This window comes from Streptomyces nigrescens, assembly GCF_027626975.1.
Taxonomy (GTDB): domain Bacteria; phylum Actinomycetota; class Actinomycetes; order Streptomycetales; family Streptomycetaceae; genus Streptomyces; species Streptomyces nigrescens.
On the sequence record NZ_CP114203.1, the window covers coordinates 274,710 to 291,001 of the forward strand.

The 16,292-nt window shown below is 66.9% G+C and carries 14 protein-coding genes and 4 pseudogenes; 10 read left to right on the forward strand and 8 right to left on the reverse strand.

The window, feature by feature from the left end:
* Window positions 1–1,011 precede the first annotated feature (1,011 nt).
* Window positions 1,012–1,812: a hypothetical protein gene (locus STRNI_RS01315; RefSeq protein ID WP_277410315.1), complete on the forward strand. Its 801-nt coding sequence runs from the start codon at window positions 1,012–1,014 to the stop codon at window positions 1,810–1,812.
* Between the two features lie 47 nt (window positions 1,813–1,859).
* On the opposite strand, the pseudogene STRNI_RS01320 reads toward STRNI_RS01315, so the two are convergent.
* Both STRNI_RS01320 and STRNI_RS01325 read right to left on the reverse strand, forming a co-directional pair.
* Window positions 1,860–1,946: pseudogene (locus STRNI_RS01320) on the reverse strand (GNAT family N-acetyltransferase); the annotation flags it as partial.
* Window positions 1,947–2,074: 128 nt separating this feature from the next.
* On the reverse strand, window positions 2,075–2,233 hold the full coding sequence (locus tag STRNI_RS01325) for a hypothetical protein (RefSeq protein ID WP_277410316.1): 159 nt from the start codon (window positions 2,231–2,233) through the stop codon (window positions 2,075–2,077).
* A 278-nt stretch (window positions 2,234–2,511) separates the two neighbouring features.
* Here STRNI_RS01325 and STRNI_RS01330 point away from each other — a divergent pair, with 278 nt between their 5' ends.
* Window positions 2,512–3,783 (forward strand): MFS transporter, encoded by a 1,272-nt coding sequence (locus STRNI_RS01330; RefSeq protein WP_266447146.1) that lies wholly within the window; start codon window positions 2,512–2,514, stop codon window positions 3,781–3,783.
* A 43-nt stretch (window positions 3,784–3,826) separates the two neighbouring features.
* Here STRNI_RS01330 and STRNI_RS01335 read toward each other — a convergent pair.
* From STRNI_RS01335 to STRNI_RS01345, 3 genes and pseudogenes are all read right to left on the reverse strand, one after another.
* Window positions 3,827–4,250 (reverse strand): annotated as a pseudogene (locus tag STRNI_RS01335) (Uma2 family endonuclease); the annotation flags it as partial.
* 128 nt (window positions 4,251–4,378) lie between these two features.
* Complete coding sequence (locus tag STRNI_RS01340) at window positions 4,379–4,540, reverse strand: hypothetical protein (RefSeq protein ID WP_187412855.1); 162 nt, start codon at window positions 4,538–4,540, stop codon at window positions 4,379–4,381.
* Between the two features lie 941 nt (window positions 4,541–5,481).
* Window positions 5,482–5,898: a hypothetical protein gene (locus STRNI_RS01345; protein ID WP_148587867.1), complete on the reverse strand. Its 417-nt coding sequence runs from the start codon at window positions 5,896–5,898 to the stop codon at window positions 5,482–5,484.
* 825 nt (window positions 5,899–6,723) lie between these two features.
* Here STRNI_RS01345 and STRNI_RS01350 point away from each other — a divergent pair.
* The 3 genes and pseudogenes from STRNI_RS01350 to STRNI_RS01360 all read left to right on the forward strand — a co-directional run bounded on the left by STRNI_RS01350 (window position 6,724) and on the right by STRNI_RS01360 (window position 9,021).
* A pseudogene (locus STRNI_RS01350) lies at window positions 6,724–7,333 on the forward strand (hypothetical protein).
* Window positions 7,334–7,758: 425 nt separating this feature from the next.
* Window positions 7,759–8,274: a hypothetical protein gene (locus STRNI_RS01355; RefSeq protein ID WP_277410317.1), complete on the forward strand. Its 516-nt coding sequence runs from the start codon at window positions 7,759–7,761 to the stop codon at window positions 8,272–8,274.
* A gap of 390 nt (window positions 8,275–8,664) precedes the next feature.
* Entirely contained in the window at window positions 8,665–9,021 is a 357-nt protein-coding gene (locus STRNI_RS01360; RefSeq protein WP_277410318.1) for an N-acetyltransferase, read from the forward strand.
* Between the two features lie 511 nt (window positions 9,022–9,532).
* Here STRNI_RS01360 and STRNI_RS01365 read toward each other — a convergent pair.
* A complete protein-coding gene (locus tag STRNI_RS01365; RefSeq protein WP_277410319.1) occupies window positions 9,533–10,060 on the reverse strand; it encodes an NTPase in 528 nt (175 codons plus the stop codon).
* 124 nt (window positions 10,061–10,184) lie between these two features.
* Between STRNI_RS01365 and STRNI_RS01370 the strand changes: the two genes are divergently transcribed.
* A complete protein-coding gene (locus tag STRNI_RS01370) occupies window positions 10,185–10,637 on the forward strand; it encodes a YbhB/YbcL family Raf kinase inhibitor-like protein (RefSeq protein WP_078518869.1) in 453 nt (150 codons plus the stop codon).
* Between the two features lie 506 nt (window positions 10,638–11,143).
* Here STRNI_RS01370 and STRNI_RS01375 read toward each other — a convergent pair.
* On the reverse strand, window positions 11,144–11,395 hold the full coding sequence (locus STRNI_RS01375; protein ID WP_338149703.1) for a hypothetical protein: 252 nt from the start codon (window positions 11,393–11,395) through the stop codon (window positions 11,144–11,146).
* 118 nt (window positions 11,396–11,513) lie between these two features.
* Between STRNI_RS01375 and STRNI_RS01380 the strand changes: the two genes are divergently transcribed.
* The 4 genes and pseudogenes from STRNI_RS01380 to STRNI_RS01400 form a co-directional block, all read left to right on the forward strand.
* The gene (locus STRNI_RS01380) at window positions 11,514–12,038 is read left to right on the forward strand and encodes a DUF1877 domain-containing protein (protein ID WP_159488649.1); all 525 of its coding nucleotides are present in this window, start codon (window positions 11,514–11,516) and stop codon (window positions 12,036–12,038) included.
* 380 nt (window positions 12,039–12,418) lie between these two features.
* Entirely contained in the window at window positions 12,419–13,888 is a 1,470-nt protein-coding gene (locus tag STRNI_RS01385) for an IPT/TIG domain-containing protein (protein WP_266447185.1), read from the forward strand.
* A gap of 254 nt (window positions 13,889–14,142) precedes the next feature.
* On the forward strand, window positions 14,143–15,009 hold the full coding sequence (locus STRNI_RS01390; RefSeq protein ID WP_277410320.1) for an alpha/beta fold hydrolase: 867 nt from the start codon (window positions 14,143–14,145) through the stop codon (window positions 15,007–15,009).
* Window positions 15,010–15,301: 292 nt separating this feature from the next.
* A pseudogene (locus STRNI_RS01400) lies at window positions 15,302–15,630 on the forward strand (transposase); the annotation flags it as partial.
* Here STRNI_RS01400 and STRNI_RS01405 read toward each other — a convergent pair.
* A complete protein-coding gene (locus STRNI_RS01405; protein WP_274740250.1) occupies window positions 15,623–16,138 on the reverse strand; it encodes a hypothetical protein in 516 nt (171 codons plus the stop codon). The pseudogene STRNI_RS01400 and the gene STRNI_RS01405 overlap by 8 nt on opposite strands.
* Window positions 16,139–16,292: the final 154 nt, after the last annotated feature.

The window sequence follows — 16,292 nt, forward strand, 5'->3', positions numbered from 1 at the left end:
GCCCGCTGCATGGAACCGAAGTGGACTGCTGAGCGTTACTCACTATGCACCATATGTAATGTCGACCGGGGGCTACAGCGCTCTCAACGAATGGTTCAGGTGCAAGGAGCGGCCTGGACCGGTCGAGCAGTTCAAGGGGGATCCGAATGGGGCACCGAAGCCGGCATTTGGCTCGTGATACGGCGATCGTCGCCGTGATGATCGCGGCAATGGGGTGCACTCGCGCCGCGCCCAGCGGGACTGGCGAGGCACCCGCCCACAGACAACGGGATACCTCTTCCAGCGCCCCCACCCCCACCAAGCCAGGGTTGGCGAAGCCCGCCCCATCAGGCCGTGGATCGGCAGAACCTGCCCCGTCGGGCCATGGAACAGCAGAACCGCCGGCCCCCGGTAGCACCGCTCCGGGCGAACAGGGAGATCCCGCAGGAGGCAGTCCCTCTTACGGCGGCGATCCCATCGATCCGGTCACTCCTCCACCCGTCGATCACGGCGCGCCCCCGGCGGACGGCGGCGGTCTGGATCCCTCGGGCGGTACCGACGGCGGTAACGGCCACGAGCCCGGCGATCCGGACGACGGCCCGGCGCCCAGCAACGATGAAGAGCCCCCGACCGGCGAAACATGCCCTCGGCCCGAAGGGTCCCCGTCCCCCTCGCCTCGCCCGGCAGGATCGGCAACGCCATCATCCCCGCCTGACACAAGTCCTTCACCGCACGAAACCTGCCCTCACCCCTCCGGAACCTGAGCAATGAACGGACGAAGGACGCAGGGCCTTGACCGGTAGAAGGGACCAGGGAGTGCCCAGGACAGGGCGGGTGGGCCCCCAACCGCCAGCCAACGACCCTGCACGTCGGCCATCGCCAACCCGCGTGGCGCAGACCGGAGGCCGTCGCACAGCCCGCACCGTCCCACGGCCACGAAGCCGCGTCCGAGTGAGGCCAGCGCCGCCGGCTTCCGCAGCTTCGGCACAACAGGCCACCGGGACCCATACGGCAACCGGGCTGCTCGGCGTGGTGACAGCGCAGACATCCTTCCTGGTAGCGGTCATGTACTACCTGGGGGCGGTCTATATGACGTCCTACTACCGCTACTTCCGCCTGGATGCATTCAGCCTGGGATTCAGCTTCGCTGAGCTGTCAATCCAGAGCCTGAGCGTAGTGACAGTGCCTGTAGCGATCTTCTTGACTGTGGCTGTGCTGGTCGCACGTCACCTCGCCACCAGGGGAACGGCACCTGTTCAAGGGCGCGCCGCGCTCGTGATGGAGAGGTGGGCCCGACGTGCGGCCCGAGCCCACCTGTGGTTCGTCTTGGCCGGCTTGCTTCTCCTGCCTTGGTGGTCACTCATCCAGCCCTACGGCTGGACCGCTCCCCTACTGATGGGGTTCGGCATATTCCTGGGCCAGACCCCTTGGTCCGGTGCAGCTCCCGCGTCTGCCACATTGTGGAGCAAAGCGGTTCCCGTTTTCTCAGCTGGTCTGCTGGTGATGTGGGCATTCAGCCTCGCTACCGACCAAATGGGCGAACAAGAGGCAGGACAAGTCGCCGACAACCTCTTGCGACGCACCGCCGTGGTGGTCCTGAGCACCGACCGCCTCAGCCTGGCCGGACCGGGGGTGAACGTAGAGGACCTGGGCGCGAAAGCGCACTATCGGTACCGCTACACCGGGCTCCGCCGGCTCATCGAACGCAACGGGCGTTACTACCTGTTGCCCCTCGGCTGGAGTCATTCGGTCGGAACCACGTACGTCATCCAGGAAGGCAACGATGTTCGAATCGATCTGATGCCCGGAATGCAAGGCATTCGGAGCTGGTGAGTTCGCATGTGGTCAGTTGCGAAAGTGGCTCAGCGGTAGCGGTGTTTTCAGGGGCTGATGGTGCGTTCGATGAACTGGCCGCAGTCACGGAAGCCCAGGCGTGGGTAGACGGGTTGGCCGTCCGCTGATGCTTGCGGGGTCGAGGCGGGGCCGACCCACCACGAGAACGGGTTGTTCTACCTCACTCATGGTGGTTGATTCCATCACGCGGGAGTCGGGGGGTCTCGTGATTTAGCGGTCGGCCCGGCTCCCGTGATGACGGTTACCGCCACTCGTTGATAGCGGCGACCAGCACCGTTGCCTCATAGCGGACGGCAAGCTTCTCGTACCGGGTCGCGACGGCAGCGCGCGACGCGCGACGGGACTGTGCGCTACATGACGCGGCGTTGACGACCAGGCGGGTGCCTGGCTGATTGGACACCACGAGGAGAGAGGTGGCCTAGGGGGTGTCCGGTGGGTCACGTGATGGGCACTTAGCTGGCCGAGCGCAGACAGCCGCAGGGTAATCACGAGCTGCGCGGCGGTCACACCGACCGCCGGCTTGTCGTCCCCCTGTGGGGCACGATCCGCGTCCATGGTCTCGCTGGACGTATCGCCGTGACGTACTGACGCGTCCGCGCCCCCGCACTCGCGTAAACAGTTGTCACCGTGGGTAGTTGACGTGGCATGCACGACGTACGCACAGTAAGGGCGCCCTCTATGCTGCGGCTCGCGGCCGCCTCACTCGCCGGGACGACCGTCGAGTTCTACGACTTCTTCGTCTACGGGACCGCTGCGGCGCTGGTCCTGGGACCGTTGTTCTTCCCGACGTTCTCATCGGCCGCCGGGACGCTGGCCGCCTTCGGAACCTTCGGCGTGGGCTTCGTCGCCCGGCCACTCGGCTCGGTGCTGTTCGGACACATCGGGGACCGACGTGGCAGACGCCCGGTTCTCGTCGCGTCATTGCTCCTCACCGGTGCCTCCACGGTCGCGGTCGGCTGCGTGCCGACGTACGACACGATCGGGGTGACCGCTCCCGTGCTGCTGCTCGTCCTGCGATTTCTGCAGGGACTCGGGCTCGGCGGGGAGTGGGGCGGGGCCGTGCTGCTGACCGCGGAGCACGCGCCCGCCGAACGGCGCGCGCTGTGGACAAGCGTTCCGCAGGTCGGGCCGTCACTTGGGTTCCTGCTCGCCAACGGCGTGATGCTGGCGCTTTCGGCGACGCTGTCCGACGCGCAGTTCGCGTCCTGGGGGTGGCGCGTGCCCTTCTGGGCGGCCGGGCTGCTGGCCGTGGCGGGGCTGTGGCTACGGTCATCACTCGCCGAGAGTCCGCGTTTCCGTGAAATCGAGGATCACGCGCGCGTGCCGATCGCCAACGTGGTGCGCGACCACTGGCGGCTCGTTCTGCTGACCGCCGGCGCGCTCGCGGTGGGATACGCGATCTTCTACGCCGTGACGACCTGGTCTCTCGCCTACGCGACGGAACGACTGGGCGTGAGCCGTACAGTGATACTGACCTGCATCATGGCCGCGGTAGTGGTGAAGGGCGCATGCACACCGCTGGCGGCGCTGCTGAGCGACCGCTTCGGCCGGCGGCCCCTGTGCCTGGCGGGCTGCGCGGCCTCGGCCCTGTGGATGTTTCCGATGGTCGCGCTGCTCGCCACGGGGGCGCCTCTGTTGATGTTCCTCGGCTTCCTGGGGGCGATGCTGTCGTTCATCACGATGTTTGCTGTGATCGCCGCGTATCTGCCGGAGCTGTACGAGCCGCGCGTGCGTTGCACGGGGGCCGCGGTCGGCTACAACCTCGGCGGGGTCCTCGGCGGGGCGCTGACGCCGATCGTGGCGACGGCACTCGCCCAGGGGGGCGGCCCGGTGCCCTGGGGCGTGGCCGCGTATCTGACGGGGATCGCTCTGCTCAGTCTTGGCTGCTTCGCGCTGCTGCCGGAGACGCGCCCGGTGCGTGTGATGGCGACGGAGCCCGCAGCGGGGTGACCGATCAGGCGTGTTCCCGTCACACGACCCATCGGACAAGCCCACGCTCTTGACGGTCGACCAGCAGATATAACTGCGCCCCGTAGTCCGCGTACCGGCGGCGTTTCACCACGCGGTCGGTTTCCGCATTCGACTCGCTTGTGGCCTCGACGACGAGAAGTGTGTCCGAGGGCAGCAGTGCGCCAGCGCCCTTTGCGGCCCCAGCGGGTACCAACGCGATATCTGATACATACCAGTTGCTGGACCCGGGCAGGTCGAGGTTGCCGGAGCCGGTGACGCAGTCGAGTTCGCGGGGGCGGGCTCGAATGTGGTCGCGGATTGTCCCCGCGGTCGTTTCGTAGTCCCAGGGGGGACACCGGCTCGATGACTCCCTCGACGATCTCGGCGCGATCGCCACTGATGTGTTGGATGGCGTACTTGAGGGCGCGTTCAGGGTCGACGCCGTGGTTGTAGTCGGCGGACTCGATGCTCTTGCTGTCCGTCCTTCTGCTGGCCGCGGGGCGGCCGGGGTACTCACGGGCTATTCAACGCCACCATCAGGCACTGTGGCACGAGAACGCCCCCGGCCGGCCGATGGCGGCGAGAATTTGGTGCGTCAGAAGGCGCTGGCCATCAGCCACATCACGCACACGTACGCGCCGCCGCCCACGCCGAGGATGATGCCGAGCCACAGCAGCGCCCCGAGCGGCCATGGCACGGGCGTCTCAGGCTTGGGCGGTTCGACGGGGCAGCAGTTGTTGCAGTGCGGATCAGGCATGGCAGCATCTTCGCGGGGCGCAGGCCGGGGCGGGAGGGCGTGAAAGGGGCGCACACGGCTGGCGGTCGACCTGCTGACCTACGCGCACGCAACACATGGACCGAGCACTCCCCGCCGGGCCGGAACCGGCGCCCCTGCCACATCACCTGCCATCGCGCTCCGAGACCACCTTGCTACCCCCACGCTTCGGTCAAGAAGGTCGATCACGGTCCTGGCCAGCGCCACGCGGTGGTCGGACAGAGAGTGATCCGTCATGAAGACCCGATGTTCAAGACGGGGAACTGCATACATCCGGTATGCGGCGACCACGGGTTCCTGGTGGATCTGGACCGGGCCACCTCATCCCGACCTGTGCCGACCTGTGCCGACCAGGAGTACGGGACGGTCGCCGAGCCGTGGGGCCAGCCGGGCAAGGCTCCACTCCGGTGCTCTCCATCTCCGACACCAGTGCCTCACCGCTCGTGCCCCGCAGCGGAAGCAACTCCCCTTCAATCGCAGTCACGATCCCTCCGGCGGCATACGTTTCCCGTCCCATTAGGCCCGGCCGCCAACTGCGGCCATGTCCCTATGAATTGGTGTAGCAGCGGGCACTGACAGAGACCGCCGGATGATTACGGGATGCGGGTGTGGGCCCAAACCCAATCCAGCCACCAAACGCCGGGGCGGTCCCTCTGTTCGAGTTCCGCCTTCTCGGTCCTGCAGTGCAAGGCCTCGCCGTCGTCTGCGGTGCCGCGATGAATCAGGAAGGGATTCCGCGAGCCACCGTGCGTCGGTCCCGCTGCAGAACGGGGCCTATCCGTCCTGGAGCAGGCGGAGTCAAATGGCGAAAAGAGAACCGTGTTCGGATCTGCTCAGGCCAGCAGTACACACGCGAGCAGGCCTGGGCGAAATTGTGGTTCTCCGCAGGTCCAAGCCCGGTGTGTTGGTTCGTGAGCGCGGCCCTACGACAGAAGTCTCGACAGCAGGTAGAGCACCGCCAAGACCGCCAAGACTGCTCCGGCAATCTGCCAAGTCCGCTGCGACGAGGGCAGGATGAAGACCCGCAGCTTGGACTGGCCGGGATAGACGTAGTAGACCCGGTGCCGGTGCTCGGGCACGACCACTCGGGCCAGCGGCAGGTACTGCAGGTCGGCCTTTCGCGCGATCTCACCGTCACGCGGCTTGAGGCGAGGCTTTAGCAGAGCCTTGAACTCGGCCTCGAGGCCGTCAGGGACGGAATCCTTGTGGGTGAGGGAGGTCTTGCGCCAGTCGCCGTCCTGGCGTGCATGCTGCCGCGCCACGTATGGCAGGCCCGACTCGGGCCACTTGATCTCCTCGGTTCGTGGCTGCCGGCTGATGATGCCCTCGGTCCACGCCACAGTGAGGCCGGTGCCACCACATCGCTTGTGTGGTTCGGTTCCCTCGCCATCACAATCGGGACACTCTCGTACTCCCCTCCCCCGGCAGGTCGAACAGGTGACGTGTCCACGACCTCGGCATGTGGAACATGCGGCCTCGAACGCCCCACACTTCTTGCAGGTGACGCGCTCTTCCGCTACCTGCCGGGCTTCTTCGGGAGCCTTGTGGGTTCGGTGGCCTGTGCCGTCGCAGCGTAAGCAGGCGTCGATGCCACGGCAGTCGCTGCAGGTAGTGGTCGACGCGCAGGACAGGTCTCCTCGCCCCTGGCAGCGCGAGCAGGCCACTTTCCCGTTGCCGCACGGGCAAGGGTCCTCGTTGACCGAGCCTCGTTGCACCAGCTCCAACGTCAATGCGGCGGCAGGGTTCTTTGGTGGGGCGAGGGGATACTGCTCCAGCCTGTCGTACCGCGGACGGTCGGACAGGTCGATTCGGCCGCGGTGAAGCTGCTTGTTCTCGGTGCGGGTCTCTATGCAGCGCACGATCGTTCCCTCGAGGAGCGAGTGCCAGGTGATCTCACCGGAAGTTGGCTGGCCCATCTTTGGTGCTTCCCCGCGCTCGGCGATGTGCTGTCGCACCGCTTGCAGGACGTCCGTCTCGCTGAGCATGAGCCTCCCCTGTTTCGGCTGCGGTCCCTTCCCGAGGCCGTGGTTGGCACCGTAGCCAAAACGCACTGCTGGCAGGGCCCGAACCGGGCAACCGGTACCGGCGCCGTCGACTCGTCGCCAGCGACCACATGATGGGTCAACTCGCTGCATGCGTACGGACCACGGTGCTGGAATAGCTCCATGGCCGACACACCGTCCCGCGCCGGTTCGCCCGCGAGCCCCGACACCGACCTGGTTGTCATCGGCGGCGGCCCCGCCGGCCGAGCCCGCCGGCTGCTCGGCCGTCCGTATGGCGGCCAGCGTCGACATGGGATCGATTCTGATCGAGCCGGACCGCCTGTGCCACAACCTGTACCTCATCCCTACGCTGACAACGTCCTCGGGGCTACACCAACGGCCCCGAACTCGTCGGCTCCATCGCCACGGAGCTGAAGAGCACCAAGCTGTGCCGCCTCGAACTCTGCCGCCGGGCCAGCCAACTGAGCGCCGACGACGACCACGTCACCGTCACCGTCACCGTCACTCTGGCAAACGGCGGACCTGAGCGGCCGATGCCGTCTTCCTCAGCATCGGCAACGCACCTACTGCCCCGTCCGGCGACATCGTCCGCGATACACGCAATACAACTGGCTACTGCCTTCCCTCCGCCCAGCACCCACGCGTCCTCGTCACCGGCGACCTGCGCTCCGCCCGCTTCCAGCGCATCATGACCGCCCTTGGATCGGGCAGCGAAGCCGCCCTGCATGCCTACTACGCGGCAAAGAAGTTGTTGGACAGAGACGCGAACTGAAAACGCAGCCGAAGCAGGGGCTGTATCGACCACCGTTCCGCTGTTCGTGGCAAGAACGGCTCAAAGATCCATTCGTTCACCGAGCGCACCATGCCTGGCACGGCTGCTTTCGCAGACGGCACCGCCGCTACGAGCGCAAGGCCGAACGTTTCCCGGCCTAGTCGGCCTTCACCGCCCTCACCTGCACCCTCGTCTGCTACCGCTGCCTGGTGGTGGCGAAGCCGTAAACCATTTCTCTCACCAGTCGCGGTGGGAGAAACTCACCAAGGGGTAACGACATCGCCGGTCGTCGCATGTGCCGCACCGGCGAAGGCGGAAGGAAGGTCATGGCGAGACCTGTGGTCGGAGCGGCCTTACGCCGCTGTGCGGAATGCAGCGGATACCAATACAGCGGTGCGCCTGCCTGTGCCGCTTGCCGCGAACTGGTGGACGGCATCGTGGAAGAGGAGTGGTCTGCCTTTCTGCACCACTGGGACGTAGGCGGCGACCAAGAAGTCGCGCTTGCCGAGCTGGCGGCGGCCGAACCCGACCGGCACGACTGGCGGGTGGTCGACGCCGCGTTCGACAGACTGGTCTGCTCCGAATGCAGTGACCGCCTCAGCCGCGGCCCCGTCGGCTGCTCCGCCTGCGACCTGGCTCATGGCTTCCGCTATGCCGCGATCGAGACGGACCGGCCGAGTGTCCCGCCGGGCAATGAACACGCCATCCGCGTCAACGTGTCGGTCGTGCGTCGGCCGCAGGGCATCTCCGAAAACGAAGTCCTTGTCCGGCGCCTTCTGCTACCAGCGCTCCTGGTGGGACTCCTGCCGACCACCGAAGAGGCCCAGCGAGTGAGCGCCGCGCTCAAGAGGAGCTCCCCGGCGCACAAGACCTACCTCATTGAGCAGACCATCGAGGAAATGCTCCAGCACCAAGACGCCAGAAGCCGCCCTTCGAAATGAGATGACCTCTTCATCGAGTCACCCGGCCCCCAGCGACGCCGAGGCTGTCGCCATGGCGAAGACTCGCAGGCCGGACCGCGCACAGCTGCCGGTCTGCGAAGCGGGCGTCAGGCTGACTGGGCGCTCGCCAGGCCTCAGCCACGCCCGGTGTTCCCTATTGGACGGGGCCGTCCCAAGGCCGGTGAAGGCACGGACGTAGTCGGCAACGAGCCAAGTGAGCCGATTGTCCATTTTCGACTGGGGTAGGCGCCATGCATGGTTGCCACACATAACTTCGTGCCGAGAGCCTTACTGCAGGGCCTTCCTCGCCGCCGACGTCCACGGCACACGCGCCCGGACCGCCGCCGACGGGGCAAGCTCCACCGGAGGCTGCTCGCCTACCGGGATGTGGTGATCTACCACTCCCCGGCACCGGCGAATGAGCGCGCACAAAGTCTGCTGCTGGTATACATCCGCCGCGTCGTCGGCGAAGTCACCTACGAAGTGTGCGAACACTGCGGGAGCGGCGTGATCACCCAGGTCCACGTCACTACGCCTTTGCAGGACAGCGGCCTGGGCACGCGCGCCGTTTCCCACCTGCGCGCGTGCTACCCCGACGTCGCCTGGCACAGCTGCCTCACCCAGCGCATGACGCGTGACCTGGCCCATCGCATGCGCCTGCCCCAGGGCCGCGCCCGCCTGTCCTGTCCGCACCTCCTACGCGATGCCGCTGAGAACCACGGGAGCCGAGCCCAGCGAACGATTTAGGCCGCGCGGATGGAGGTTCGAGCGGACCACGTCCTGGCCGCCTGCCCCCTGCGAGAGAGGACCCGCCGGAGGCAGGCTTTTCCGCCCCTGCGGCGCCGGCCGCCGAGCGGCTTCAGATGCGAGCGTGATGTACCCAGCTCATCGGCTCTGCGCTCTGTCGTGGCCGATGCCGGTGTGGACACGGATCTGACTGTGGCCGTTGAGGCGGAGGCTGCCGAAGCGGTAGCTGTGGCGCGCAGTAGGTGCCAGTACCACAGCCCGCACCGTACGCCTTGCGTCTCCATGCGCCCGTGCACGGGCATCGGTGAGACAGGTCGCTTCCTCACCACTTGACGTGCCCACGCCGCCACGACAAGGAGTGCCTGAATCGGGGTGTACTGGGCGTTGACCTGCTCGCCTTCGGCCGCCCTGACCTTGGCGAACGCGCAGAGCGGCGTACGGCGGCTGATCGGCGTAGCCAAACGGGGTAGCGGGAGCCGCTGGAGGTCGGGCCTCGGCCAGTTGACGGTCGTCATGGACGGTCGAACCGGGCTGCCAGATCCTCGGGGAGGGCGTCCCGGTTCGCCCGGTTCACCTGGACGAGTTCGATGTCGGCGCGCCGCTTGAGGGCATCGGTGAACGGGTCGCTCTTCGCGTGGACGGTGGCGACGATGTCGATCTCGGACGTGAACAGGCACCGGACCACGTCCTGAAACGCGGTGCATGCCAACTCCATACGCCCGAGCTCGTCGATCAGCACGAGCTCGCCGCGAGCCGGATCCGCTGACCTGAGCGGTGGCAGGGCGAGCCGTTCCATGACGTCCAGGTCGACGCCGTACCGGCCCACCCGCGGTGGACCTGGGAGGTCGACGCCGGCGAGGACGCCCCGTAGACCGCTGTCCAGTGTTTCCAGCGCGAAGCCGGTCCGGGTGCCGCCTTGCCGGATCTCCTCCGTGGTGAAGCCGACGGCCCTCCGGTTCAGCAGCAGCGCGGCCAGTCGGCGGACAACGGTCGTTTTGCCCACGCCAGGGCGTCCCTCAAGCAGGATTCTCGTCGGCATCGTGTGCTCCGTATCGGGTGCGTCGTACAGGATTCCCGGCGCGCTGGTCGGCGTACGCGGCCAATCGGGTGTTCTGCCCGCCTGGACCGGTGCCGACCGGGCCGATCAGGGTAGGGCCGCGCGCATGACGGAAATTGAGCTCAGAAGTGTGGCGTTCAACGACCATGCGGCGATCCCTCGACGCCACAGCGGTGAGGGCGACGACGTCTCACCACCGCTGACCTGGTCGGCGGTGCCGGACGGTACGTCGGAGTTGGTTCTGCTCTGCGAGGACCCTGACGCGCCGGGCGGGTCATTCCTGCACTGGCTGGTCACGGGTATCGATCCGGGGAGTTCCGGTGTAGCAGAGGGAGAATCACCTCACGGCGGCCAGGAATGGCCCAACGGATTCGGCCGGGTGGGCTGGGGCGGTCCGATGCCTCCGCCAGGGCACGGGGTGCACCGCTACTTCTTCCGCCTGTGGGCCGTTTCGGAGTCGTTTTCCCTACACGGCAAACCGACGGTCGACGCTGTGCATCGTGCTGTGAGAGGCCATGAATTGGCCGGCGGCACGCTCGTGGGCACTTACCAACGTTGATCACTATGGCGGGCGTTGGCCGTTGGAGCGACGCGCCGGCCGCCAACCGACACGCCGTTTCGTCGCCCCTATGCGGGGGGGTTCCGCGGATACGGGCCGGACCAGGTTGAAGACCTCCCAGGCGGCAGAGCGTTTGAGTCAGCGTTTGAGTCAGCAGATGATCTCGCGTCGGGCCTTGCCCTCCTTGATGCGGCGCGCGTAGCAGTCCTGGGTGGGCAGGTCTTGGCGCAGGCGGGTCTGCACGATCCGGTGCAGGCGGCATTGGCCTGCCGGCCGCCCCCCGGTTGAGCCGACGGAAATGATGGCGACGCGAGAAGTGCTCGACGGGGCTGACCCCGCACAGCGCGACAAAAGACGCCTCGTTGCCCAGGCGTTCAGGGCTGTCGCCCATGATGATCAGCAGGGTGACGGAACTCTCCTGACTGTTACCACCGAGGTGAGCAACTGCGAGAAGTGGCACTTCACGAGCCGGGCCAGACGGCGTTCCAGATCATGGATCTGCCCACTCAGCTGCTCGATCCGCTGGGCCAGCACATGGGGGCCACCCTCACCGGTGGCAGCACCTCGGTGCAGACGGCGGAGCCGACGAAGATGCTCAGCAGGGCCTCGCGGCGCCACAGATGCAGTCCGATGGTGACCGCCAGGCCCGGCGCGACCGCCCGCCCCTCGGTCGAGGGCAGCGAGGGCAGGGCCCGCGAGGTGTAGATGCTCAGGATGAGCATCGCACCGGCGGGCATGCGGGTGCTGGGGTACTGCACGGCCAGAGATGTTGGGGACGGCCGCGCAGCGCTCCGCGGCGACGGCGCTGCAGCAGATGCGAACGGTCTAGGCGACGAGGTACGGAAAACCGCTGGACGTCGTCGGGATACTGCCGTCATGGCCGTCACTCAGCAACTTGCCCGCATCTCGGTGAAGTATCTCGCCGACTGCCGCAAGTCAGCCGGCGAATCGCCGGATGGAAATCCTCACTGGGATCCACAGCCGGCGGACGTCTTGGACCTGGACTGGGCGCCAATCTTGCTGGAACGGGTCTGCGAACTGGCGGGTCTCGACGACGTCCACCTGGACGCCCTGCGGCAGGCCATCGACGGTGACTCGGCGATCGACCTGGGCTTCCTCAACACGCACCCGCATGCCATCGGCCCCTTCGGACCTGCTCCCACGGCCCTTTCCGCAGCTCAAACCGCCCGCGTCTCCGAACTGCTGGTGCAAATGAACATGCCGGCCATGCTGGCCGCCCTGCCGGCCGACGACACACAAGCCGCTTCCTTAATCGGTTACGGAGCTGACAAGATCGTCGGAGACCCGAGGAAGTACCTCCTGAAGCACTTCAATGCCCTGCGTGAGTTCTACCTCGGCGCATCCCAAAGACACCTTCTCATCGTGCTCTGGTGGGACTGACCCAGGACCTCACCCCAGTCCGCCACTCCTGGCGTCGAGCGGCGGCCAACGCGCCTCCGCCCCGACGGCATCGTCACCCGGGCCTCCGCCCCGGGCCTGCCCACGGACACCGCAGCTCTGGCGACCGCACTGCGCACCTGGCTCGGCGAACCGCACACACGTATGGCGAACGGCCAACAAGGTGAACCTGGTCAAGCTGAAGGCAGGAATAGCACCGGCCAACGCAGAGGGGAGGTCTGATGGTGTGCGATCCACTTGGCGGTCGGTTCGGCACAGAGCTGCCCTGATGCTGCCGAAAGGCCGTCCCGCCTCCGCACCGGCAAAACATCCGAGGAGCAGGAACGACGATGGCACCCGATCCGACAATCGCCCAGGTGACCATGACCCTGGCTGCCTTTGCAGCCACCGGGGCCACCCCGCGTCCGTCCGGGGAAACCCTGGAACAGCAGACCAAACGAATCATCACCGGCATCAACGCGCAACTGAGCGATCCCCGTCTTGCGACGCAGGGCGCGTGGAAGCTGGTGTGGCTCGCCCTGAGCCCGGCCAACGCCAATATGGCCTATATCGCACAGAGCACCAACGGCTCGAACGAGTTCGCCGTGGTCGCTCGCGGAACGGACGCCGATCTGACCGACATCCTTGAGGACCTCGACGTCGGCACGGTCGTCCCGTTCCCCGAAAGCGGATCGCCGAAGCCCATCGCCGTATCCAAGGGGGCAAAGGACGCGTTCACACGAGTGGTCAACGCCCGCTCGATCGCCTCTCCCTCCCCGAACGCCACGCTCGCTCAGGCGCTCTCCGTCGCGCTCAAGGCGGCGCCCTCCTCGCCGCAGCCGACCGTCTATCTGACCGGTCACAGCCTGGGCGGTTGCATCGCCACCATGCTCGCGCCGTACCTGCAGGCACAGACGTGGCCGAAACAGCCGAAGTTCGCGGTGATCACCTATGCCGCTCCCACCGCCGGCGTGCAGAGCTTCGTCGACTACTTCAACTCCGTGCCGTGGGTCATCGACGAGCGCCAGAACAACGCCTACGACCTGGTACCGCACGCGTGGGCCGATCTCGACACCACCGCCGGCTGGTACCCGAGCCCGGGACCGCAGGCGACCGACGAAGTGAAGCTGCTCATCGGGACGATCTCCAAGCGCACCAAGGGCAACGTCTACGTCCAGCCCGGCACGCTCCGCCCGATGAACACCGGATACACGAGCCTCGCCAAGAACCTGGTCAACAAGACCACCCAGGACTTCCTCGGCCAGGTCGCCTTCCAACACGCCAACTCCACCTACCTGGACCTGGTGGGGGCGCCTCCCGTCCCTTCCCCGCCGGTGGTGACCGACGTGACCCCCACCTTCGGTGCGGCAGGCGCCACGGTGACCATCAACGGCAACGGTTTCAGTCAGGACAGCATGGTCGACTTCGGCCACTTCGCCTGTACCGAGCGGCCCACCATCGACCCCTCCGGCCTCAAGATCACCGCCAAGGTCCCCAACGGAACCGGCGTCGTCCACGTCCGCGTCACCAACACCCTCGGCACCTCCCCGGCCGTCGCGATGGCGCAGTTCGCCTATGGCGGACCCGCACCTGTGGTGGTCAGTGCGGTCAGCCCGACCAGCGGAAAGGTCGGCACCCCGGTCACCATCGGCGGCTCGGGCTTCGCCAATGGCGCCACCGTGCACTTCAAGGACAAGGCATCCGGTTCGGTCAAATTCATCTCCACCAACCAGATCACCGCAACCGCGCCCGATCAGCTCGACGTCCACCAGACGGTGAACATCACCGTGACGGTCGGCAAGGCCACCTCTCCCACCAGCCCGGCCGACGAGTTCACCTACACCGGACGCTAGCGTCCGCACAACCCGTTCCCGGGGTGGCCTTCGAGCAGCCCCGGGCCCTCGCCGCCGACCGGTCGAACCGTGCCCGGGCGAGGGATCGCCGCAGGACCGTTCGCCCGGCGGTGAGCAGGCCACGGAGCTGCGCAGCACGGCCGAGCAGCTGCCGGGTGCAGGCTGGACTGCTGCATCAGGCAACGTTCGCCTTGTACGGGGCTACGGTGAAAGTCGAGTGCGATACGTCCTGCTCCATGGCCATGATGTGGATCATGACTGTGTACGTCGACGATCCTGTCCGGCTCGGTGAGAGTCGTCTTTCTGATGGACGGTTGCTTGGGTGGGCCGAGTGGGGGCCGCTGGACGGGGTGCCCGTTTTGCTGTGTCCGGGTGCGGCTACGAGCCGGTGGCTCGGCTTCGGTGCAGGCGTCGTTGAGGCGCTTGGAGTGCGTCTGGTCTCGGTGGACCGCCCGGGGCTCGGTGCCTCAACACCTGCACCCGGCCGGACCTTCTCCGACTTCGCTGGTGATATTCGTCAACTCCGTGTGCTGCGAGGGCTGGAGCGCCCTGCTGTCATCGGGAACTCGCAAGGTGCGCCGTTCGCTCTCGCCTGTGCTGAGGAGGGCGTCGCTTCCGCACTGGCTGTCGTCTCTGGCGCGGATGAGGTTGCCGCGCCGGAGTTCGCTTCCGCTCTGGCGGCGGATCTGCGTGGCTTCGTCGAGCGGACTCAGGACGACCCGGTCGGCGCCGAAGAGATCTTCGCGGGCTTCAGCGCGGATGCGATGTGGGACATGGTCATCTCCGGGAGTCCGGAGTGCGACCTTGCTGTGTATCAGGATCCCGATTTCGCGGTTGCCTACCGCAGGGCCTTGGACGAGGGTTTTGTTCAAGGTGCGGCTGGTTACGCTCGCGACACGGTCCTGGCCATGGGGCGGTGGCCGTTCGTCCTCGACGAGATCGATGTCCCCGTCGACATCTGGTACGGCGAGCGGGACACCAGCCACTCTCCCGATCACGGAGCACTGCTCGCTACCCGTATGTCCAGTGCTCATCGCCGTGTCGTACCCGGGATCGGCGGCGCGCTGCTGTGGACACATGCCGAGTCGATCCTCACCTCCCTCCTTGGGATAATGAGGTGAGCGCAGTGGGCGGCAACCACGCTGACCAAAGTTCACAAGCGGCTGGGCGGAGCGCTGTTTCAGCAGGTCGCGCGCGCGGAAGCGCCGACGAACCGCGCACATATCCACGGCCGTCCCGGGCCCCGGTGGTTCGCGCCCGTGCGCCCCATCCGCACGGTGCGCGAGCTTCCTGCGCGCCCACCAACGCCACGGCGCCCACCCTCTGGACGCCGCAGGCTGCGAGGCCTACGTGACCGACACCGCCCTCGTAGCCGGCGCTCTGGGCGTCATCGCCCCACCCCGCAGTCGCATCGAGGTCGGCGACGGCAGCACCTTCCCGACCGCCGGCCACCTGGCCGCCTACGCGGGTCTCGCCCCGGCGACCCGGAGTTCGGGCTCGTCGATCCGCGGCGAACAGCCTTCCCGGAGAGGAAACAAGCAGCTCAAGCGGGCCTTCTTCCTATCGGCGTTCGCGGCGCTCGGTGACCCGTTCTCCTGGGTCTACTACGACAAGAAATTCGCCCAGGGCAAGCACCACACCCGAGCCCTGCTCTGCCTCGCGAGACGCAGGTCCGACGACCTCTTCGCGATGCTCCCGACGGCACCTTCTACGAGCCCCAGCCGTCAGCCTCAGTCACCTGACCTGCGGTTCTGCAAGGAGAACGACTCGATCAGCCTCGACGTCGAAACCGAGCACCGGATGGCCGTACTCGCCCTCCGGGTCCATCAGCACCGGCTTGCCCAACCGCCGCCCGACCTCCCGAAGGAAGCCGCAGAACACATCAAGTCGATCCTGGCCCTGCAACTCCCGCAGGTCGACGTCGAAGTCGACTTCATCGTCGGCAAGGAAACGGAAGATCGCCAACACATCGGCCGTCAGCCAGACCCGCAGGTCCGGGCACTCGGCATCCGCCGGGCGGGACAGCACAACCCCCGCCGGGGGCACCGGAAGCACCCTCTCTCCCTCGGAGTACTGGAACTTCCAGCCCTTCTCCACGACAAGATCGAGCACCGCCTGCCAGTCCTCCACCGAGGCATTCGGGACCCGCACGTCCGGCAACGCCCCCATCAAGTCCAGATCGAAGAAGCACTTCACGTCATCCCACAGCAGGTCACTCACCCCGCCATGCTGCCCAGATCGCGCCCCCATCGCCCCCCTTTTCCCTTGACCAAAGAGATAGGGGCCCCTGCCACAGTCGCCATAACGCCGCCGAGGACCACCGGACGCCCTCCCCTGCTGACAGGCGGACAGATACGGAGAGGAGGATGTTCCCCGGTGTGACAGAACCGGTCACGACTGCGAT

Bases quoted from the DNA above. Each gene is read 5' to 3' on its own strand.
- STRNI_RS01330 (WP_266447146.1), top strand. From the start codon at position 2,512: ATGCTGCGGCTCGCGGCCGCCTCACTCGCCGGGACGACCGTCGAGTTC.
- STRNI_RS01340 (WP_187412855.1), bottom strand. From the start codon at position 4,540: ATGCCTGATCCGCACTGCAACAACTGCTGCCCCGTCGAACCGCCCAAG.
- STRNI_RS01365 (WP_277410319.1), bottom strand. From the start codon at position 10,060: ATGCCGACGAGAATCCTGCTTGAGGGACGCCCTGGCGTGGGCAAAACG.
- STRNI_RS01370 (WP_078518869.1), top strand. From the start codon at position 10,185: ATGACGGAAATTGAGCTCAGAAGTGTGGCGTTCAACGACCATGCGGCG.
- STRNI_RS01380 (WP_159488649.1), top strand. From the start codon at position 11,514: ATGGCCGTCACTCAGCAACTTGCCCGCATCTCGGTGAAGTATCTCGCC.
- STRNI_RS01385 (WP_266447185.1), top strand. From the start codon at position 12,419: ATGACCCTGGCTGCCTTTGCAGCCACCGGGGCCACCCCGCGTCCGTCC.
- STRNI_RS01390 (WP_277410320.1), top strand. From the start codon at position 14,143: ATGACTGTGTACGTCGACGATCCTGTCCGGCTCGGTGAGAGTCGTCTT.
- STRNI_RS01405 (WP_274740250.1), bottom strand. From the start codon at position 16,138: ATGGGGGCGCGATCTGGGCAGCATGGCGGGGTGAGTGACCTGCTGTGG.